Source organism: Bacteroides rodentium JCM 16496 (genome assembly GCF_000614125.1).
Classification (GTDB): Bacteria; Bacteroidota; Bacteroidia; order Bacteroidales; family Bacteroidaceae; genus Bacteroides; species Bacteroides rodentium.
The window spans coordinates 1-21,703 of the sequence record NZ_BAKJ01000023.1 but is presented as its reverse complement, the minus strand read 5'-3'; the positions used below and the strand labels follow the sequence as shown (position 1 = coordinate 21,703).

The 21,703-nt window shown below is 45.8% G+C and carries 17 protein-coding genes and 5 pseudogenes; 7 read left to right on the top strand and 15 right to left on the bottom strand.

Annotated features, from left to right (window positions below; all coding sequences use genetic code 11):
• Both JCM16496_RS11510 and JCM16496_RS11505 read left to right on the top strand, forming a co-directional pair.
• Positions 1–2,063: pseudogene (locus JCM16496_RS11510) on the top strand (AAA family ATPase).
• Between the two features lie 141 nt (positions 2,064–2,204).
• The gene (locus JCM16496_RS11505) at positions 2,205–2,702 is read left to right on the top strand and encodes a tyrosine-type recombinase/integrase (RefSeq protein ID WP_500778596.1); all 498 of its coding nucleotides are present in this window, start codon (positions 2,205–2,207) and stop codon (positions 2,700–2,702) included.
• An 11-nt stretch (positions 2,703–2,713) separates the two neighbouring features.
• Here JCM16496_RS11505 and JCM16496_RS11500 read toward each other — a convergent pair whose 3' ends face one another.
• The 10 genes and pseudogenes from JCM16496_RS11500 to dnaK form a co-directional block, all read right to left on the bottom strand.
• Complete coding sequence (locus tag JCM16496_RS11500; protein WP_008154637.1) at positions 2,714–3,205, bottom strand: hypothetical protein; 492 nt, start codon at positions 3,203–3,205, stop codon at positions 2,714–2,716.
• Positions 3,206–3,223: 18 nt separating this feature from the next.
• Positions 3,224–4,432 (bottom strand): relaxase/mobilization nuclease domain-containing protein, encoded by a 1,209-nt coding sequence (locus JCM16496_RS11495; protein WP_008154639.1) that lies wholly within the window; start codon positions 4,430–4,432, stop codon positions 3,224–3,226.
• 12 nt (positions 4,433–4,444) lie between these two features.
• Positions 4,445–4,828 carry a plasmid mobilization protein gene (locus JCM16496_RS11490; protein WP_008154640.1) on the bottom strand — a complete coding sequence of 128 codons (384 nt, stop codon included), beginning with the start codon at positions 4,826–4,828 and terminating at the stop codon, positions 4,445–4,447.
• A gap of 414 nt (positions 4,829–5,242) precedes the next feature.
• Positions 5,243–5,796, bottom strand: a pseudogene (locus JCM16496_RS11480) (MarR family transcriptional regulator).
• A 12-nt stretch (positions 5,797–5,808) separates the two neighbouring features.
• Positions 5,809–6,816: a DUF6371 domain-containing protein gene (locus JCM16496_RS11475; protein WP_008154644.1), complete on the bottom strand. Its 1,008-nt coding sequence runs from the start codon at positions 6,814–6,816 to the stop codon at positions 5,809–5,811.
• A 116-nt stretch (positions 6,817–6,932) separates the two neighbouring features.
• The gene (locus tag JCM16496_RS11470; RefSeq protein WP_008154646.1) at positions 6,933–8,309 is read right to left on the bottom strand and encodes a DUF3987 domain-containing protein; all 1,377 of its coding nucleotides are present in this window, start codon (positions 8,307–8,309) and stop codon (positions 6,933–6,935) included.
• Positions 8,309–8,668, bottom strand: a complete 360-nt coding sequence (locus JCM16496_RS11465; protein ID WP_005864702.1) for a helix-turn-helix domain-containing protein — start codon at positions 8,666–8,668, stop codon at positions 8,309–8,311. Before JCM16496_RS11465 ends, JCM16496_RS11470 begins: the two co-directional genes overlap by 1 nt.
• A 292-nt stretch (positions 8,669–8,960) precedes the next feature.
• A complete protein-coding gene (locus JCM16496_RS11460; protein WP_008154650.1) occupies positions 8,961–10,217 on the bottom strand; it encodes a site-specific integrase in 1,257 nt (418 codons plus the stop codon).
• Positions 10,214–10,774, bottom strand: coding sequence for a helix-turn-helix domain-containing protein (locus JCM16496_RS11455; protein WP_008154652.1), 561 nt, complete (start codon positions 10,772–10,774; stop codon positions 10,214–10,216). Before JCM16496_RS11455 ends, JCM16496_RS11460 begins: the two co-directional genes overlap by 4 nt.
• 217 nt (positions 10,775–10,991) lie before the next feature.
• Positions 10,992–12,911, bottom strand: a complete 1,920-nt coding sequence (dnaK, locus tag JCM16496_RS11450; protein WP_025834417.1) for a molecular chaperone DnaK — start codon at positions 12,909–12,911, stop codon at positions 10,992–10,994.
• Between the two features lie 443 nt (positions 12,912–13,354).
• Between dnaK and JCM16496_RS11445 the strand changes: the two are divergent.
• Positions 13,355–14,736, top strand: a pseudogene (locus JCM16496_RS11445) (MATE family efflux transporter).
• 70 nt (positions 14,737–14,806) lie between these two features.
• Positions 14,807–15,381: pseudogene (locus JCM16496_RS11440) on the top strand (Crp/Fnr family transcriptional regulator).
• 181 nt (positions 15,382–15,562) lie between these two features.
• On the opposite strand, the gene JCM16496_RS11435 reads toward JCM16496_RS11440, so the two are convergent.
• On the bottom strand, positions 15,563–16,354 hold the full coding sequence (locus JCM16496_RS11435; protein ID WP_025834415.1) for an META domain-containing protein: 792 nt from the start codon (positions 16,352–16,354) through the stop codon (positions 15,563–15,565).
• A 195-nt stretch (positions 16,355–16,549) separates the two neighbouring features.
• Between JCM16496_RS11435 and JCM16496_RS11430 the strand changes: the two genes are divergently transcribed.
• The 3 genes and pseudogenes from JCM16496_RS11430 (at position 16,550) to recA (ending at position 19,254) form a co-directional block, all read left to right on the top strand.
• Complete coding sequence (locus tag JCM16496_RS11430) at positions 16,550–17,743, top strand: saccharopine dehydrogenase family protein (RefSeq protein WP_025834413.1); 1,194 nt, start codon at positions 16,550–16,552, stop codon at positions 17,741–17,743.
• 24 nt (positions 17,744–17,767) lie between these two features.
• Positions 17,768–18,214 carry a thioredoxin-dependent thiol peroxidase gene (gene bcp / locus JCM16496_RS11425; protein WP_025834411.1) on the top strand — a complete coding sequence of 149 codons (447 nt, stop codon included), beginning with the start codon at positions 17,768–17,770 and terminating at the stop codon, positions 18,212–18,214.
• 99 nt (positions 18,215–18,313) lie between these two features.
• Positions 18,314–19,254 (top strand): annotated as a pseudogene (gene recA, locus JCM16496_RS11420) (recombinase RecA).
• Between the two features lie 171 nt (positions 19,255–19,425).
• Here recA and JCM16496_RS11415 read toward each other — a convergent pair.
• The 4 genes from JCM16496_RS11415 to JCM16496_RS11400 form a co-directional block, all read right to left on the bottom strand.
• Positions 19,426–20,136, bottom strand: coding sequence for a DUF4252 domain-containing protein (locus tag JCM16496_RS11415; protein WP_025834409.1), 711 nt, complete (start codon positions 20,134–20,136; stop codon positions 19,426–19,428).
• A gap of 6 nt (positions 20,137–20,142) precedes the next feature.
• Positions 20,143–20,667, bottom strand: coding sequence for a PG0215 family putative anti-sigma factor (locus JCM16496_RS11410; protein WP_025834407.1), 525 nt, complete (start codon positions 20,665–20,667; stop codon positions 20,143–20,145).
• Positions 20,648–21,163: a GFO_1088 family ECF-type sigma factor gene (locus JCM16496_RS11405; protein WP_025834405.1), complete on the bottom strand. Its 516-nt coding sequence runs from the start codon at positions 21,161–21,163 to the stop codon at positions 20,648–20,650. Before JCM16496_RS11405 ends, JCM16496_RS11410 begins: the two co-directional genes overlap by 20 nt.
• Positions 21,164–21,291: 128 nt before the next feature.
• A complete protein-coding gene (locus JCM16496_RS11400; RefSeq protein WP_005831772.1) occupies positions 21,292–21,636 on the bottom strand; it encodes a helix-turn-helix domain-containing protein in 345 nt (114 codons plus the stop codon).
• Positions 21,637–21,703: the final 67 nt, after the last annotated feature.

Genomic DNA, 21,703 nt, shown 5'->3' with positions numbered 1-21,703 from the left:
ATGCAGAACACACAGATAGACCCACACAACCACGAACAGCAGCTTGCATACGAGCTTGTTGCCAACACAAACTCCAGTTTCTTCCTCACAGGTCGTGCTGGAACAGGTAAGACAACCTTTCTTCACAACGTACAGAAGTTGGTTGGAAAGCAGTTCATCACCCTTGCCCCAACAGGTGTGGCTGCCATCCTCGCCGGTGGCGACACAATACACTCCTTCTTTGGCTTGCCAATGGAGGTGTGTACGCCAGGAACATGCGGCAAGATGAACGAGGCAAAGATTCTGACGCTTTTACATGCAGACACGATCATCATCGATGAAGTGTCGATGGTAAGATGCGACATCATGGATGCCATCGACTACACCATGCGTAAGGCTCTGCGCAACAACATGCCTTTCGGCGGCAAGCAGATAATCTTCGTAGGCGACATGTTCCAGTTGCCACCGGTGGTGAAGCAAGGTCCTGAGAAGGATATGCTGAAGGATCTGTACCAAACGGATGACTTCTTCTTCTACAAATCAGACGCCATCAAGCGCATGCGACTCGTGAAGATTGAGTTCCGCAAGGTGTACCGTCAGGATGACGAACACTTCCTGCACATTTTGGAGAACGTGCGCCTGAACAAGGTAACACCAGAGAACATCATGCACCTCAACGATCGCGTTCACATTCCGACCGCAGAAGATGGTGCTGTCATCACGCTGGCTTCCATCAATAAGACGGCAGACAAGATCAACCTTCAGCGACTAGAGGAGATTGAGTCGGAGGAGTTCGTCTATGAAGGAACCATTGACGGCAAGTTCGAGGAAAAGAAGTTCCCGGTGGACATGAAGCTTCGCCTCAAGGTTGGTGCTCAGGTGATGTTCACTCGCAACGACCAGCAAAAACGATGGGCAAACGGCACTCTCGGCAAGGTGAGCAAACTCACTAAGGACGAAATCAGCGTGACGCTCAACAACGGCGAGACATACATTGTGCCATGCTGTTCATGGGAGTCGTACAGCTACGACTACAACAAGGAGGAGCGCAAGATGAAGAAGGAACTCATTGGTACATTCACCCAGTACCCTCTGAAACTTGCATGGGCAATCACCGTCCACAAGAGTCAGGGCATGACCTTCGACAAACTCTCGCTCGACCTCAGCCGTGGCATGTTCGCAGCAGGACAGCTCTACGTAGCTCTGAGCCGTGTTCGCAGCCTTGAAGGTCTGTACCTCTCGAAGAACGTCATACCTCAGTATGCTCATACGAGTCGTGAGGTGCTGACTTACGCAAGCGAGTACAACAACGAGCAACAGATTGGCAACGAGATAGAGAGCGGAAAAGCTGTCTATGGCGCACTCCAGCACAACGACTACGACGAAGCGGCACGTCAGTACCTGCTCCTCGTAGCGAAGAAGGCTGAGAACGGCGACATCAAAGAAGCCATGCAGCAAGCAAAACGCTTCCTTGACATACTCGTGTGCGACGAGCATCTCTATGGTTCGATAGAGTCGGTACCAGAGTGTCTGACAAAGGCAAGCCATTGGGCACCGAAATTCCTTGCTTCGTTGCTCTGCCTCTATGCAGAGAAGTACGAGGAAGCATTGGCGTACGCTAACGAGGTACTGGCAACACACCAATGTGCAGAAGCCATGTACATCAAGTCGCGTGCTTGGCAAAACTCGAACGCTACACAGAAGCTGACGAGACCAACTGCCAGCTTGCGAACGTGTTCGAGATGGCAACACCAGACGCAAAGGTGCTCTTCATGATTGCCATGCTCAACGAGATGCACATTGGCGATCCAGGACTTGACTTGATGCGCAAACTGGTAGAGGCACGTCCAAAGTACGACCTTGGCATCCTTGCCCTTCGCACTTTGATGCAATGCCACAACCTAAAGCTTGACAAGCAGTCGGACAACAACTGCGAGTTGGTGGACCTCTTCAACTCAGACGCTACCGAGGAGGAGTTCCTTGCTCAGCTGAAGGTCTGCCGAGAGAAGGCACCAAAGGCTATCGCTTACTTGATTCGCAGAATCAAAAAGCAAGAATTCAACGAAGAACAGCCTGCAGCATAAAGCAGGTGGCTCTTCCAAACAAACAAAACCAGAAAAAGATGAAGAACAAGAACTGCAAAACTGAGAGACATAGAGCAAGTGGGGTTCCCTATTGTGAAAGCTGCATTCAAGGGAAAGGATGGAAATGTGTACGTGGGTGCTATGATGGTTGATAGCGGTTCCGTACATTGCATACTCAACAAGTCGGTACTTTCATTGATCGACGAGTCAAGTGTAATAGACGGCAAGACCATGGACATACACTCAGTACAAGGAAAGGGTGTAAAGTGCCAGGGTGTATCATTCAACTTCAAGATAGGATGCGGAGAGTACGATACATTCTATGTCAACAACACTATCGACTTCAATGCCATGTTTGATGGCGTGTTGATTGGTAACGACGAGCATCCAACAGAACCATGCACATACCGCAACTACTACAACAGTTTGATGGCGAAACTCGACATCCCTAAATTGAAATATCACGGCCTGCGCCATAGCTTTGCCACCCGTTGCATTGAAGCCGGATGCGACTATAAAACTGTCAGCGTATTGTTAGGTCATTCCAACATTTCAACCACGCTCAACCTTTACGTTCATCCTAACATGGAGCAGAAGAAGCGTTGCATTACCAAGATGTTCAAATCATTGGGCAAGTAAAAGTGTGTAACTCATCTTTTATATATAGCCCATAAAATTACGGCAAGATAACTAATCGCCAGTACGACCAAAGTAAATATAAGCCAAGAGGTGGAAAGCCAAACGCCTTCATTGTTCTGGAGGTGTTTGGCCATTTTGTCACTATGCCTTTCCAATAGATCTTCTTCGGCCTTAATATGTCGGACTGTGCATTGATGCACTTTTGCCAACTCATCTGTGCTGATTTTGGCACGGAAAACTATATTTTGTTCCGCTTTGACAATAGCACGGCAAATGCCTGAAATAATGTTGTCGGCACTATCCGTAGCTGTTTTGAGCGCAAAAGTAACTTCTTCCATTTTGCGGGTAGCGGCTTCCAATTCTAAACGTACATCCTTTAGTTCTTTAATTTTCTGTTCAAGTTTACTTTCTTCTTGGGCTACTTTGTTTTCATTGCCTACACCTTCTATAAGGCCGTCAATGTCTATCTTGTCAGATTTCCCTTTTCCTATTCCCATATTCATTGATTTTGAGTGAAACAATTATCTGTGTAAACCCCTCCTGCGCTTGCAAAGATGATTAGCCATTTGAGCGCATCGCCTTGCCCATTCGCGTTCATCCTCATCTTTATCCTTTCCCCAACCGCTCATGTCAGAACCTCCGCCGCCACTGGATGCAGCCATGCTCGTTGCACCGTCAAGGTATTCAGCAAAAAGGAGCAAGGCGGTTTTCTGTACATCTTCTATAGTTGCTAAGGGATTGTCATCCGGCACGGAACATTCCTTGCAGATGATTTCGTCCGCTTCTTCCGGTATGGCCACATGGTAATGGTGATATTCATCCGTGGAAATGTCGTAGTGCTTAATAACTAGAGCCGGACGGTTTGTCTGTGGCATTTCAGTCGAAACGGTAGCTGGCCGTATTTTCTGTTCGGTATTTGGGATTAGCGAAGATTTCCGCTCTTCATGAAGCCTTGCCCATGTCGCTTCTATCTTTGAAGGCATGAGATGTCGGCCTTTACCGAGAATGGAGGATTTATAACTGGAGTTGCCCGACAGAATAGAATAGCCTCGTACATTCCCCTTGTCATCCTCTTGCAAGTGTATGCCGTAGCCGTGTGCTTTTAGTCCGGCCTCATAGCCTGACCAACTGAAATTCGGCAAGGAGCGAAGCACGTCCATGCAAGTGCCAGCAATCTCCAGCCTGCGTTTCTCGTAAATATCCTCCGGCTGTACCCATCCCCGCCGTTCATTGATAATGTACGCAGCCGACATTGCCCGTTCCGCTATTAAGTGGTCATCGTTGACTTTTCCATCCATGTCCACACGGTTCACATCTATGTGCAGATGAGGTATGCCACTCTTTGCATCATGATGGAGAGCAACTACATACTGGCTGTTCTTTACGTTGGTGGATTTCGCACTGGTACGTTTAGTCTTTTTCGAGAGGTCAATGGAATCGAATACTTGGATGTACTCGTTTGCCAATCTGACCCAATCGTCCAGCGTCCAGCCTGAGGATTCTTCCTTAGTTGGGGATATTTCCATTCTTATCACATTCCGTTTGAGCGGTCTGCCTTTGTTGATTGTATTGGCAAATTCTTTTTGCTTGAGTACCATACGTTGGTACATGGCTTCAGCCGATATGTCATCGGGCAGAAAGTTCACTTTCACGATCTCGGCCTTGTCCTTGTTGACCGAATAGCGGACGGCGTTTCCGCCGTGGCTGATGGTGGCCGCTTTTGCTATCATTTGGTTGGGAATTTATTGGGTGATGTATTCCTGAATTTCATTCCAACGGGCCATAAGGGGAATGGCTGCACGCATCCACTGCTCCACGAAACGGGTGTCTGCGAAGTATTGCGCCCGATGGCTGCCCTGTATGGACTTGACGGCTGCCGCTATTCGCATTAGTGCGCCCCGTGCATCAGAGAGACTGCAAAGGGCTTCCACCTCCTTGTCGGTAAGCCGCCGCCTCGGATGCTGCCCCAAAGCACATTTTCGAATATAGTCGCTCAAAGTCAAACCGCAGGTCTCGGCAAGTTCCACGGCTTTTGCGTATTCTTTTTCGGTCACTCTGGCCTCCAACCGCTTTGTGCGCTTTATATCCTTTTTCTTTTCGTCCTTGTTTTCTTCCGTTGTTGTCATATCTAATGATTTGTAATAAGGTGATACGATAAAATAAATAAAACTGGTCAGCCCGGTGCGAGCTTGCGAGCGGCTGTAACGGCTTATGTGGCATGGAAGCGCGGAGCGTTTTTGTGCGACATAGGCAATTCTTGTAACAGTCCTGACACGAACTTTGGATATATCATGACTCACAGAGCGGGCAGTTTGTCCGAAGTCTTTATAAACGTCTAAAACAAACGTACTCCGCTACATTCATTCCTCAAAAAAGTGCTTCCAACCGCTTCATAAGAACAAGTCCCAATTCCGCCATAAACCAACGCTTTTCCAAAAGGTCACAAAATGCAGCGTGAAAGGCCGTGTTTCGCATTGTAAAAAGCCATCTTTTGAAAGCCAATACACGGCATTTTGCAACGGTCTCGGTTTCATTAGGTTTTACGCTCCGTTTCCGTCATGAACATTATTGCCCAAAATAAGGGATAGAGACGGCTGTTCACTGTTACAACAGGCGGAGGTATCCGACTTTCCAATTCCATCATTTGGCGTATTGGCAGAGATACCATCTTTATCTATACCATTGTCGCCAATCTCTCCGACACAATGGTGCCGCTCTTTCACGCTCACGTAATACGGATTGAGTATCTTTTGATTGTCCGTATACCATGCCGACACACAATGCACGGTGTGTATGCTTGTGCGGTTGGTCTGTTCGGATGTGACAATCCCCAACTCGGCCATTTTGTCAAGTAACCTCGAAACAGTCTTCTTGTCATAGCCTAAACGGGTAGCCAATTCAACTTCCGAAAGGGCGGCTTGCCCGATATGCAATGTAACGGCAAAGCCTTTCTTTTCGTACTTCGTTTCCTTAATGACCACAGCGTCAATGAGGCATTTCAATACCTTCATGCGGTCGATGCCGTACTTGCTTCCTGCCAGAAAATCAAGCTGCTGTCGGAAAGCACTATGCAATAATAAACGTCTTTCTTCATTTTCATTTCTATTTATTGTTCAACTAACTCTAACTGAAATTGGTCAATGAGCGTTTGCAAACTCGGACATCGCTTTATCATTTTTTGAAGCGTCATCATGGGAGTGTCCGCCATCAGCAGAAAGTCAGCTATATCTAATCCTTTTTCCCTTTGTTCGTTTGTAGCGCACTGCTCCAGTTTTTCACTGAAAACCACCTTAGAGCAAACGGAAGAAAGCAACTGCACTTTCTCCTGCCAAACCATTTTCGCTCCCAAATCAGGACAAAGAATTACGGCATGGTTCTTTAATACGCCAACGGTGTCAGCCTTGAAACAGCCGTGTATTCCTCCAGTTGCCAACCATACAAAATCAGGCATGAAGTGGCTGGCCACTAAAGCGGATTTCTCACTCTCCACAATGGCTACAGCTTTTGTTGGATAACCAGCTAAAAGATGTTCGCCAAACAAGCATTGCTTCATGTTAAAGTGTTCAAGTTCCAATTCCGTATGCACCCAACTCACATAGCTTCTCGGTTCTTTTACCCGATGTCCTGTTGTCGGATTATACAACATTATCTTTCCTGCTCGTACTTTTCCTTGTCGGTCAATCTGCCAGAACACCGTGGAGCCTCCCCATTTCTTGGATGTCCCGACACAGTATAATTTGAACAGCCGGGATGTTTCTTTCTCACCCAATACACCCGAAAGAAAGATGAATAACGGATTCAGTTCGTAGTTGGCAAGCGAGCGATGCATAATGTCACGATCAATGTAATCTGTTGGCTTGGGCTGCATAACTTTTGCTTGTGACTTCCACGACTTCCTTTCTTCCAATGCAACGGGATTATCCTTGAAATAATCCGATGGCTTGTAATGGTATTGGCACGAATGTTCATGGTCACATCTGCCTACATAATCGGGAAAGGCAATCTGCCCTTCCGTATCAACATATTTGACAAAGCATTGCTTCCTTCCGCATTTAGGACAGGTCAGCTTAGAGCCTCGCTTGTATTTTTGGAGCGTAAATCTGTATTCAGTCATAGTTCCTCCTTTTTTATAAATGCAGTTCGTGCAGTTTGCAGTTGTTGCAGTTTTGCAGGTTACCCATGTCTTCTGAACTGCAAACTGCAAATACTGCAAGGTGCAAACCGTGTAGCTCATTGCAGTTTCTCATATTCTCCTCTTTTGATTTTCCTGATAATCTTGCTCGTTGTAAGGTTGACCAACATATACATCACAGACCTTTCGGACAGGCCGACTTCTTTTCCTGCTTGGATGGCTTCGGTGGTAGAAAACAAGGCTGGTACGTTGTCAAGCAATTCTTTCTTTTGCGGTTCTATGCTCTCCATCAACATGAATCTTTGTATGTTTGAATAACAGTCTTCAAAATAGGAACTTAATCTGATGGCCGATTTAATGGAATCTATATCCACGAAATCCTTGTGTACTTCGCCACAAGCCCATCGGAGTATCTGAAATACCAAAGCCAACCGTGCAGCAATCATGGGTATTTTCATTATCCGACTGTCAACCAAGCCGTCATCCTTTATTTGGTTTACCTTATGAATTAGGCCATTGCGCCAGTTGGTAAAATAGGTACCAGCCTCTGGAGAAAAATTCAGTACGTTCTGTAAAGCGTAGTCGTTATTCTCATCCGTTATAAAACAAATCTCGCAAATACGGTTGATTACATCTTCCCACAAGGCAGAATACTTCTCAAACGATGAAGCTGTGAAATCTTCGTCAATCGGCCAGTCTGATATTTCCTGCGACGAGGGATATACGAAAATTATCCTATCCAGCAAGCCATTGTCCTTGTACCCCTTATCGACCAGTTCATGCACACGGGTAGTCTGCATCGTGCCGACTATGTTTATAAAAGGTCGCTCAATGTGAATAGGTATCGGCATACTGCATCTTGACACATCAAGAGGCTTACCGCTAAAAGCCGTCAAGAGCTGTTCTATCAGTTGCCCCTTGCTGTATTGATTCACGGCGTTGAACATTCCCATTATTTCATCCACATACACGGTCACACCTCTTGGATTATCGTTAAGTGCACGAATAAGAGCCTCAGGGGTAAAGTCCGAAATGATTGTTCGCTTCAAAATCGGCTTGGGCGGCAATGACGGCCTTTCATCTTTCTTGCCCTTCTGACTTTCTAGTATGGAATTGTAGTTTTCCATATCTATCTTGAATTGCTTAATGACTTTGGCATCAAGCTTTCGGATGGGGCGAAAAGCAAAGTCAAGCGGTGGTGTTTTACCCATGCCTGGCCGTCCGATCAATATCATGTATAGAATTGGACTGCTAACCCAGCCGCCACGGATGCGGATGTTGACCGCATTGCCGATGGCCGTTGATGCTGCTGCAATAAGGGATGCCATTGTGTACTCAATGGAATAGTTCTCTTGCCGTGCCAATGCCAGAACCATGTCCTGCAACTTGGCAGGAAACACGTCCAAAGGTATCTTGTTCTCTACGATACCCTCGAACTCCATTCTGATGCTGTTGCACAAGTCAAGTGAATCCATTAGAACGGTCTGTTTCGTTTGGCATTAATGAATTGTGCAGCTTCTTCCGCCAGTTCCTTCTGTGATTTCCGTTTGCCGTCATGAAGCCATGCGTCAATCTCCGATTTGAGGAACATGATGCGCTTGCCTCTCTTATGAAATGGAATCTGGTGGCAGCTCGTCCATCCGTAAACGGTCTGTTCCGCCGGATGGCTGGGCAGGTATTCGCACAGTTCTTTCAGGTTCATCCACTGGTCGGCAGGCCGTATTTGCGGGATATTGTTCAGACCGTCAATCTTGGAGTCAAGTTTATTCAACTTGTCCATCATCCATGACATTGCCTTGGGCAAATCTTCAAATGTAATGTTCTTGTCTTCCATATCATTATCAGTTGATTTTGCCGCAAAGTAATGGCAAATCCCAATACTGATTTATGGGTGACAAATATCACATAAAGAAACATCAGCAGGTCATAAGAATCATAAACAATATGCACTGATTATCAGCATCTATAATGACAAATTCCATTATTAGATTTTTTCGCTTATGCCTCTCGGCATAAGCGAATCATCATTGAATCATAAGGTTGTGAAGATAAAAATGCACAGAAACAGAAAGCCACCCACATGAAGATGCAGATGGCTTATGACTTAAATGAAATGATATAAGAGGTTATTCGGTCATTGGCAAATCCAGCTTAATCGTCTTGGTTGCCTCTTCCTTTTTGGCATCAACGACCTTGGCATAAATTTGAGTTGTACGGACATTCGTATGACCAAGCATTTTGCTGACCGTATAAATGTCTGTTCCTCCGGCGAGTTGCAGGGTTGCATACGAGTGCCTAAAGCAATGGTAGGTGATGTGCTTCGTTATTCCGGCTTCTGCAACCCATTTCTTAATTGGACGGTTAATCCATGACGGGTCGGGAAGTCCTGCAAAAACAAGTTTCTCACCGTCTTTCCTTTCGCCGCAAAGTTGGTATGCCTGTTCGGATATGGGCATATACTCAACACCTTTGGTCTTTTGTTGGGTAAAGTTCAAGCGGTAACCGCCATTAAATTCTTCAACCTCTGACCACTTCAATTTTTGTATGTCGCAATGGCGAAGTCCTGTCAAGGCTGAAAACAGCGAGGCTCGTTTTAATAATGGGTCACATGGAGTTTGAGCCAAACGGTTCAGTTCCTCAACCGTCAGATATTCCCTGCGGCTCTCTTTCCCCTGAATGCCTTTGACCTTTGCCGAAATATCAACGGTAAGATAGCCGTCAATAAAAGCTTGCTTCAATGCTGCCTTGAATATGGAGAAATAAGTGGATGCCGTGTTTTGAGAAAGAGTACCATTCTTTGTGCCTCCTTGTGGGGCGTTCAATATAAATTGCCGGAACGATTCTACAAACTTTAGATCTATCTGCAAAAAAGGAATGGTATTGCCTTTTGAAAAAATCTTCAGCAGCTCATATACACGGTTCCAGTTGGCGATGATAGAATCAGAACTGTGCGCATGACGGGTGCGCTGCACATGGTCAAAGTATTCAATAAAGTTGTAGCGTGAACGTTCCAGCTGTTCTGCTTGTTCTGCATCTGTTTCAGAATATAAAGAAGCATTATCATATTCCTTCTGCCGCAGACTTCTCACTTTGTCGGCATAGATACACGATTCTTGGTCTAACTGTGACTTGCATTGAATAATACCGTTCAAATCACGTTTAGGCTTATAAGTGGTTTTGCCGTCCTTGTCAGTTCGGGCGTTCCGCGACTTATCCCAAATGGGAGTGGTGATAGTACGGTTTAAATATTCACGCACTCGCTGAGGTGTAGGCTTATCGGCTTGAAAAACCGGATAAGCCTCTACATACAAATACCATTCTTCACGGTATTCTGATTTGCGAAGTTTTACTGAAACTCGCGTATTGGCCAGTGCTTTTTTCATTGCTTCGCTCCTTTATATAGATTGTCAATTTCTTTCTTTGGTACATAAACGAAGTTACCTATCTGCCGGGTAGGGATAGAGTATTTGCGGATATGCTGATAGACCGTGCTGTCGTCCAAATGGAATTTCTTGGATATTTCGCCGATGGTATAACAGTCCTTCGGTTCCAAGCTATATAGTTTGGCAACGGGCTTTGGTTTTGTCAGAGCTTTCTTCCGCAGAGGATAGAGTTTCAGCAGTTCTTCTTTGCTGACTCTTGTTTGTCGTTCGCCTACGTTTACACTTGAAATGACACCTTTACGAATCAAGCGATATAGGGTTTCTTTGCTAATCCCGAACAAGGCATAGGCTTCAGGAACGGTGATATAGTCTTTGGACTTCGGTATCTTCTTCACAACCTCATCCAACTTCTGCATCCTTAGCTCCTCGTCCTTGTTTCTCTTCCAAGCAATTTTAGAACATCTTGGAGAGCAATACCAAGATTCAATGGTCTTCGCTTTGAACGGTTCTCCGCAGATCTTGCATTTACGTACTATCTCGAACTTTGCTGCTGGCATATCTGTCTTTGAAACATAAGTTATTCACTATCACCACCGACAACTATATAAGTTTCACATTATCTACTTCTAAGTGTCGGAACAAATATGGTACAAATATACAATAAAAATCCGAGAAACAAGCAAATCAATCAGAAAGTGCTAAAAACAAAATAGGGCGTAACCAATTGAGTTACACCCTATTTTACTATCGTTAGTTATCGTTATTTACCGATACTTACTTCACTTCCTCAAAATCAGCATCCTGCACATTATCGCCATGCTTTGTATTATCCTGAGCACCGCCTTGTTGCCCTGCATTCATATCAGGACCAGCTTGTGCACCACCCTGAGCACCGCTCTGGGCATACATTTCAGCACTTGCAGCCTGGAATGCCGTATTCAATTCGGCCATGGCAGAGTCTACGGTAGCCAGGTCCTGAGCCTTATGGGCATCTTTCAGCTTCTGCAAAGCAGCTTCAATCGGAGCCTTCTTGTCGGCAGGGAGCTTGTCGCCGAGTTCCTTCAACTGATTTTCGGTTTGGAAAATCATAGAGTCGGCTTGGTTCAGCTTGTCTACTTTCTCACGCTCTTTCTTGTCGGCTTCGGCATTGGCTTCGGCTTCGGCTTTCATCTTTTCGATTTCGTCCTTGCTCAAACCGCTGGAAGCTTCGATACGGATAGCTTGTTCCTTACCGGTAGCCTTATCTTTGGCAGATACCTTCAAGATACCGTTGGCGTCGATATCGAACGTTACCTCAATCTGAGGAATACCGCGACGTGCCGGAGCAATACCTGTCAGGTTGAACTGGCCGATTGACTTGTTCTGTGCAGCCATCGGACGCTCACCCTGCAATACGTGGATGGTAACCTCCGTCTGGTTGTCGGCAGCAGTAGAGAATGTTTCGCTCTTCTTGCAGGGGATGGTAGTGTTGGCATCAATCAGCTTCGTCATCACACCACCCATAGTCTCGATACCCATAGACAGCGGAGTAACATCCAGCAACACAACGCCCTTAATTTCGTCCGTCAAAACGGCACCTTGCACGGCAGCACCTACGGCTACTACCTCATCCGGATTCACACCCTTGGAAGGAACTTTACCGAAGAAATCTTCTACCAACTTCTGTACAGCCGGGATACGTGAAGAACCACCTACAAGGATTACTTCATCGATGTCCGCATTGTTCAGACCAGCATCGCTCATAGCCTTCTTACAGGGTTCCAAACAAGCCTGAATCAAGTTGTGAGCCAAAGCCTCGAACTTGGCACGGGTCAACGTCTTCACCAAGTGCTTGGGCACACCACCTACGGGCATGATGTACGGCAAGTTGATTTCAGTGCTTGTAGAAGAGGACAGCTCTATCTTAGCCTTCTCGGCAGCTTCCTTCAGACGTTGCATAGCCATCGGGTCTTGAGTCAGGTCGGCACCTTCGTCGTTCTTGAACTCCTGAACCAGCCAGTCGATGATTACCTGGTCGAAGTCGTCACCACCCAGGTGAGTGTCACCGTTGGTTGACAATACTTCGAACACACCGCCACCGAATTCAAGGATAGAGATATCGAATGTACCACCACCAAGGTCGAATACGGCAACCTTCATGTCCTTGTGAGACTTGTCAATACCGTAAGCAAGAGCTGCGGCAGTCGGCTCGTTCACAATACGCTTCACTTCAAGACCTGCAATCTGTCCGGCTTCCTTTGTTGCCTGACGTTGGGAGTCGGAGAAATATGCGGGGACGGTAATTACGGCTTCTGTCACTTCTTGTCCCAGATAGTCCTCGGCAGTCTTTTTCATCTTCTGCAGAATCATTGCAGAGATTTCCTGCGGGGTATAGAGACGTCCGTCGATGTCTACACGCGGAGTATTGTTGTCACCCTTTACTACTTTATAAGGCATGCGGCCGATTTCTTTCTGCACCTGGTCCCAGTTTTCACCCATGAAACGTTTGATGGAGAACACTGTACGGGTGGGGTTCGTGATAGCCTGACGCTTGGCAGGATCACCAATTTTACGTTCACCACCATCAACAAATGCTACTACTGAAGGAGTGGTGCGCTTACCTTCACTGTTTGCAATTACTACAGGTTCGTTACCTTCGAATACTGCAACGCAAGAGTTTGTTGTTCCTAAGTCAATACCAATAATTTTTCCCATGATCGTTATTTTTTTATTTGTTATTATTCTGTTTCGACGTCCACCTCAGTGGCAGACGCCAATAAAAAGACAAACGTTGTGCCAAATTGTTCAGAGCAGCCGCAGATTTATACTTGTGGCAGTTTATCTGTCAGTTTGGCAGAATTAAAATCATTTTTTCTGTCGGAAATTACCATTTGTTAATTTCCATTCCATTCAAAAGCTCTACTTTTGTCGCCCGAATCAGAGATAATAAAACATGAACAACATTAATCATTTTCCTTGCATACCTTTAACCGTTCCTCCATGGAGGAAATATTGTTCCACCGTGGAGAAAATATCATTCCACCACGAGGGAAATATCGTTCCACCATGGTGGAACGATTAAGGATTAGTTAACATTGGGCTTAATCGCAGCACGGAAATGATTGGTTTTCACATATAAAGAAATAAATAAGATGAGTATGGAAAAGATTAGAGACAGTATCGACTTCAAGAACACGGACATCAAGACATTGTTCCGCAAACTATTGCTCCCTACTGTACTGGGGATGATTTTCTCCGCACTATTCGTTATCACCGACGGCATCTTTGTCGGAAAAGGAATTGGCAGTGATGCTTTGGCGGCGGTCAACATTGTGGCACCGCTATGGTTGTTTTCTACGGGTGTGGGACTTATGTTCGGTGTCGGCGCCTCTGTGGTAGCCTCCATTCATCTGTCACACGGGAAAGTCAAGGTGGCACGCATCAATATCACACAGTCGGTAGCCATATCTTCCTTGTTGCTGATGTGCACCTCCGCCCTATTCTGTTCATTTGCCCCGCAGGTGGTAAAGCTGCTCGGAGGGTCCGAACGGCTCACGCCATTGGCTGTGGAATACATGCTTTGGTTTGTGCCTTTCTCTCTGTTCACGGCATTGCTCAATTCGGGTATGTTTTTCTTGCGGCTGGACGGTTCACCCAACTTTGCATGATGTGCAATGTGGTAGCTGCCGTTCTGAACATCCTGCTGGATTATCTCTTTATCTTCCCCTTTGACTGGGGAATGTTCGGTGCCGCATTGGCAAGTGCCATAGGCACCACGGTAGGCGCATTGATGATAGTGTTCTATCTGCTGCGCCGCCGATGCGCACTGCGCTTCCACCCCATTAAGATGAGCCGGAAAAGCATGCAACTGATGCGCCGCAACATTGGCTACATGTGCTGCCTGGGTTCGTCTGCCTTCTTGTGCGAGGCGGCTATTGCCTGCATGATGTTTGTCGGCAACCAAGTGTTCATCCATTATCTGAAGGAAGACGGAGTGGCGGCATTCAGCATTGCCTGCTATTTCTTTCCTATCATATTTATGGTATATAATGCCATTGCACAATCGGCACAGCCGATCATCAGCTACAACTACGGCCTGAACGAGAGCCTGCGTGTCCGCCGCGCCTACTTGCTGGCGCTGAAAACCGCCATAGGCTGCGGTGTATGTTTTGCCCTGGTCACAATATTCTGCAGTCCTGAAATTGTCGGCATGTTCATAGACCGCAGTTATCCGGCTTATGACATAGCGGTAAAAGGGTTGCCCTTGTATGCCACTGGCTTCGTGTTTTTTGCCGTCAACATCGTATCCATCGGCTATTTCCAGAGTGTGGAGCGTGCCAAATATGCCACAGCCATCACTTTGTTGCGTGGTTTTATCCTGCTGACAGCCTGCTTTTTCGGACTGCCCCTGCTATTGGGAGACCGGGGAATCTGGCTTGCCACTCCTCTTGCAGAAATACTGACAACGCTCTTTATCCTTGTGATTTACATATCCGGGAAAGGAAAGCATGAAGAGAAATACCTATCTATAGATAAATAAGCGACATCCCAACAGAACTTTTTCATGCAAGCATAAAAGTTCTGTCTTCTGTTTACACTATCTTTGCAACATGGAAACCATGATAAAGAAATTCTGCAAGAAGTATAAACTACCGGAAAACACTTTGCACGAACTTCTGTCACACATGGCAGAAGTTCGTTTCAGCAAGGGAGAACTCATTATCAGCGAAGGGGAAAGGAACAGCAACTTCTATCTTTTGAAGAAAGGCATCTGGCGCGCTACTACCTGACAGACGGCACGGAAAACTCCCTTTGGTTCGCCGCACCGGGCGACACAGCTTTCTCATCGTGGGGATATGTGGACGGCGAGGTTTCCCCCATCAACATCGAATCAGTGAACGAAAGCATCGCCTATTGTATCAGTAAGCCTGAGCTGGAAGCCCTTTTTTCGTATTCCATAGATATGGCCAACTTCGGCAGAAGAATCTTTGAACGGGAAATTCTGTCGGTAGACAGTTCTACAGTAGCCTACGGCACCCCTCCCACTGCAAAAGAAAGGTACATGACGCTGATGGAAGAGAATCCGGAACTGCTGCAGGATGTACCGCTCAAGTATCTGGCTTCTTATCTCTACATCACTCCGCAATCCCTGAGCCGGATACGCGCAGGATTAAAGAAAAAGTAAAAGACCATTTTATGTCAAGATGCAAAAAAGAGGGTGTGTCGAAATTGGTATTCACCACAGATTACACGGATTAACACAGAATGAGCTTAATCTACTGATAATCAAAGATGCTTATCTGTGCAAATCTGTGTAATCTGTGGTGAATTTTGACACACCCCTTTTATTATTTCAATCTATCCTGTCAGTTCTTCACCAACACCATCACCAGGTTATTGTCAGCATCGTACAGCCCGATGCCTCCGCCTGCCAGCTTGCCAAAAGACTGAACGGAATTCAAGGCTTTCAGCACACGGTCTTCCACCTCCATATCAGGGCATGCCATCATGGTACTGATAACTTGCGGGAAAGAGATTGCCGACGGATTTTCATCATCAACCAGAAAAGCACCGTTAATCAAATTGCAACCCGCATTACCATGCAAGCGCTTTTCTACAATATTAAATTCAATGAACGGCTGCTTCTCCATTCCGTCGGGAATGGCTTCGCCCACAGCCTCACTAATTATCCACTTTCCTTCCAAATCAGACAACTTGGAAACGGACTCTTTCTTCTGCAACACGACTATGGGACGATTGGAAGCACCGCATAAAGCTATATTTTCCTTTCCCAGCTTCTTATACTTTTTCACTTTGTTCAAAGCCGACAACACATTATTTTCTACAGTCATATCCGGACAAGCCATACGGGTACTTGCCAAAGCGCCAAGGTCAATCGTGCCGGGCTTGGCATTCACGTCAAACGAACCCATCATACGGTTGCAACCACTGTTGCCAAATACTTTTCCAGTCTTTGTGTCAAAACCGATATAGGGAAATTCCTGACCCGGAGCAGGGACTACGGCAGTACCATTCACTTCAATAATATTCCACTCACCGCTGATGGAAGAAAGAGTTGCAGCATTTTTGGTTGATGCACAAGAAGACAAGCCCATCAACACGCTTGCCATGCATAGGGAAACAAATACTTTTTTCATTGTTATTCGTTGTTTAAGTTAATTTATTCAAGGGGCAAATATATAGAAAATAACCCAAATGCAAGTAATTTGTTTAATATTTGAAGCATTTACCTCAAAGTATTTAGCAGGATTTTAATGTTTATCTAAGAATTAACCCTTATATTTGCTCTCCGTATTTTTTATAAACCTAATATAATAATATAGTACAAAGAAATGGGTAAAGTTCTTATTATCGGTGCAGGCGGTGTAGGTACCGTTGTTGCGCACAAAGTGGCTCAAAATCCTGATGTGTTTACAGAAATCATGATAGCCAGCCGCACCAAGTCCAAATGTGACGCTATTGTCAAGGCAATCGGTAACCCGAACATCAAAACCGCCCAGGTAGATGCCGACAGCGTGGACGAACTGGTAGCACTCTTCAATAGTTTCAAACCCGAAATCGTCATCAACGTAGCCCTCCCCTACCAAGACCTCACCATCATGGAGGCTTGTCTGCAAAGCGGAGTCAACTATCTGGATACCGCCAATTATGAGCCGAAAGATGTTGCCCACTTTGAATACAGTTGGCAATGGGCCTATAAGAAACGCTTCGAAGATGCCGGACTGACGGCCATCCTCGGTTGCGGTTTCGACCCGGGAGTGAGCGGTATCTATACTGCATACGCCGCCAAACATCATTTTGACGAAATACAATATCTGGACATCGTGGACTGCAATGCCGGAAATCATCATAAAGCATTCGCCACCAACTTCAATCCGGAAATCAACATCCGTGAGATTACACAAAACGGACGCTATTATGAAAACGGAGAATGGGTGACAACCAAGCCGCTGGAAATCCACAAAGACCTGACTTATCCGAACATCGGTCCACGCGACTCCTACCTGCTTTATCACGAAGAACTGGAGTCTCTGGTGAAGAATTTCCCCACCATCAAGCGTGCACGCTTCTGGATGACGTTTGGCCAGGAATACCTCACACATCTGCGTGTCATCCAGAATATCGGTATGGCCCGCATAGACGAAGTGGAATATAACGGCATGAAGATTGTTCCGCTGCAATTCCTGAAAGCCGTCCTCCCCAACCCGCAAGACCTGGGCGAAAACTACGAAGGCGAAACATCCATCGGCTGCCGCATCCGCGGACTAAAGGATGGCAAAGAGCGTACCTACTATGTATATAACAACTGTAGCCACCAGGAGGCCTACAAGGAAACCGGCATGCAGGGCGTAAGCTATACCACCGGTGTGCCCGCCATGATTGGCGCCATGATGTTCCTCAAGGGATTGTGGAAAAAGCCGGGTGTATGGAATGTCGAGGAATTCAATCCGGACCCGTTCATGGAACAGCTCAACAAACAAGGCCTGCCTTGGCATGAGATTATCGACGGAGACTTGGAAGTTTGAAATTAAACATTAATCATCAACAAAGTGAATATAGGAGATAAAGCACCCGAAGTATTGGGTATCAACGAAAAAGGTGAAGAAATCCGCTTGAGTGACTATAAGGGAAAGAAGATTGTACTCTACTTCTATCCCAAAGACATGACATCCGGCTGCACGGCACAAGCCTGCAACCTGCGGGATAATTATGCCGACCTGCGCAATGCCGGTTATGAAGTCATCGGCGTCAGTGTGGACAGCGAAAAGTCACACCAGAAATTTATTGAGAAAAACAATCTGCCTTTTACCCTGATTGCAGACACCGACAAGAAGCTGGTAGAACAATTCGGAGTATGGGGCGAAAAAAGCATGTATGGCCGCAAATATATGGGAACGTTCCGCACAACTTTCATCATTAATGAAGAAGGTATTGTAGAGCGCATCATCACTCCGAAAGAAGTGAAGACCAAAGACCATGCGGCACAAATTTTATAATCATTAAACATTAACAACGTGGCAAAAAAAGACGAACTGAATTTTGAAAATGGCAGCAATCTGGCATCAGGCGAAAAGCTGAAAGCCTTGCAGGCTGCCATGGACAAGATAGAAAAGAGCTTTGGTAAAGGCTCTATCATGAAAATGGGCGACGAAAGCGTCGAACAAGTAGAAGTTATTCCCACAGGTTCCATCGGCTCAATGTGGCTCTTGGCGTGGGAGGATATCCCCGCGGGCGTATTATCGAGATTTACGGCCCGGAATCTTCCGGTAAGACAACCCTTGCCATTCATGCCATCGCTGAAGCGCAAAAGGCAGGAGGCATTGCCGCATTCATTGATGCAGAACATGCCTTCGACCGCTTCTATGCGGCAAAACTGGGTGTGGATGTGGACAATCTGCTGATATCACAGCCGGACAATGGCGAACAAGCGCTGGAAATCGCAGAGCAACTGATCCGTTCCTCCGCTATTGACATCATTGTAGTGGACTCTGTGGCTGCCTTGACCCCGAAAGCTGAAATTGAAGGCGATATGGGTGACAACAAGGTGGGTCTGCAAGCCCGACTCATGTCACAAGCCTTGCGTAAACTGACGGCAGCTGTCAGCAAAACACGCACCACTTGCATCTTCATCAACCAGTTGCGCGAAAAAATCGGTGTCATGTTCGGCAATCCCGAAACAACTACCGGCGGTAATGCACTGAAGTTCTATGCCTCCGTACGTCTTGACATCCGTGGAAGCCAAGCCATCAAGAACGGCGATGAAGTAATCGGCAAGCAGACCAAAGTGAAAGTTGTGAAGAACAAGGTAGCTCCTCCTTTCCGCAAAGCGGAATTCGACATCATGTTCGGTGAAGGCATCTCCCGCGCAGGCGAAATCATTGACTTGGGCGCAGAGCTTGGCATCATCAAGAAAAGCGGTTCATGGTTCAGCTATAACGAGACGAAAATTGCCCAGGGACGCGACGCCGCCAAGCAGGTCATCCTTGACAATCCGGAACTGGCAGAAGAGCTGGAAGGCTTATCTTTGCAGAATTGAGAAAAGACAAATAACAAAAAAGAGGGTGTCAAAATTCACCACAGATTACACGGATTAACACAGAATGAACTTAATCTACTGATAATCAAAGATGCTTATCTGTACAAATCTGTGTAATCTGTGGTGAATACCAGTTTCGACACATCCTCTTCCCTAAAAGGTTACCGCTTCCTACTCCATTTTTTCCAAACGTTCTTCCAAAGCCTCCATGCTTTTTTCAAAACGTTTCCATGTATCGGCATCCATTTGTTCTTTCAGATACTTGTTGTCTTTCAGCTTAGCTACATTTTCCAGCCCTTTCAATGCCAGTTCTTGCGAATGCTTCAATTCTCCAAGCCAATCGCGGTTCTTCAGCTTCTCTATCTCCGCCCAGTTTATATCCGGAAGCTGTATATTCACATTGTTCCCATTCCAGCTGGTATTCTGATACATCATGATATTCTGTATATCCTTCAAAGTCATATCACCTTCCAGATAAACAAATTTCAAAGTGGCTGCACCATCTACAATCATTATCAGCTCCTTCACCTTTTCCCCTTTACGGCTCATGTAGAATTCAGAACTGGAGACTGTCCCTTTCTGCTTCATCAGCAATTCATATCTGGAAGACTGCACCAAAGAACGAAGATCCTTACGCATTTCTTTCTTTACATTATTATCCATTGTAGAAAGTACCTGCACAGAGTTCAACTGTCCGGACACTTTCCCAATATAAACATCTTTAGTAAACAAGTTGGGATTCGTTTCTATCATTGCCTTGGATATGTAGACGGACGACACGCCTTTCATATCTCCATACTTGTTGAATAGGTTCTTCTGTGCCTGGCAAAGCAAAGGCAACATCAGCAGTACACCTACCAAAATCATTTTCATTGTTTTCATATCAGATTATTGTTGAATTTCTTTTCTTACTTCCTGGTTCACCTTCTTTACGTCTATCCGCGTTTCCTCTATCTGTTCAATTCCCTTGTTCAGATTCGCAGACACCTCGATTAAAGTGGCCTGCAATGCCTTATAAGCAGCTTCCGGATCAGAGAAAGTGTCCTGAGGCGTAGGAGGACACATATCCTCCCCCATGTTCGTAATGCCATAACCTACACCTACAAGAACCAGAATGGTGGCAGCAATACCTCCTATCCAGCGCCAATTACGTTTGGCCTTGTTCCGGTGGAAAAAACGTTGTTCTTCTTCAGCCTTTTCATCAATCATCCGGCTCAGTTTATCCTCCAATCCGGCGGGAACATTATCCACCACTTCCCCGGGAAAAAAGCTGAGAAAGAGTTTCTTGTCCTTCTGCAAGTGCTCGGGCACTTCTTCGGTTCTGAAAGCTTCCTTCAACAACTCTTCTTCCTGCTCGTTGGTATTCCCTTCATAAAGTTCGGCGAGCAGCCTTTCAATTTCCTCGACTTTCATAGTTACTCCATTTATTAAATTCCTCACGTATCTTTTTTCTTGCCCGGGACAACAGTACACGGACATTGGTAGCATTCAATCCCGTGACCTGCTCTATCTCTTCATAAGAACATCCCTTGACATCACGCAACGTTACTATCTTCTGCTGTTGCACCGGCAGATGGGCAATGATGTGCCTTACCTGCTGCGCTTCATCCCTCACTTCAAAGTTATCTGCTTGAGGCACATTATGTACTTCGGCCAACTCCACACTCTGTCTGCTCAAAGTATACTTTCCCGAACGAAGCAAATCAAAGCACATATTTTTCACCAGAGTAACGCTGAATGCTTCCGGATTACTGATAATGGCCAGTCCTTCCCGCTTGTCCCACAACTTCAGATAAGCTTCCTGCACCAAATCTTCAGCGTCGGCAGCATTCTCCAATAGCCTGTAAGCTATGCAGTACAGCTTGCGATGATATGGCAGAAACTCTTTTTTAAAACTTTCAGCGTCCATGGGCTATTTATCAATAGTAGATTTCTGTTTATACCCTTCAGACGTAGGGGGAAAGGATTTTGTTACACAATCAGGAAGAAAAAATGGAAAAAAATGAAAACACCAATAGCACCAGTCCAAGAGTGCGTTTATTTCAAGACATCAGCAATCCGCTTTTTGAGATTCAATTTCGCAATGTCTTCAGGCTTCAGCTCAAGCTCCACCAACACCTTCGCTGTGGAGAGCCTGTATTCCTGCTCTAACGTATCATAATTTATCTGTTCCTTATGAATGGAATACAACAAAGCAAAATCGTAGTTCAAGGCACGTGAGACATTATACAACGTATCCGTATCAATACTTTTTCTCGTAAGCATATAGTCTACACTTTGAGGCTTAACTTTCAGTCTTCGTGCAAGTTCCGCCTTGGTAACCTGCTGTTCAAGCATCACGTTCTTGATTATTTCTCCGATGTATATATTACTTTTTTCCATTTATATGAAGATACAAATTAATCATTCATATTATAAGGAACACCAATATCAATTTGTCCCTAAAGTC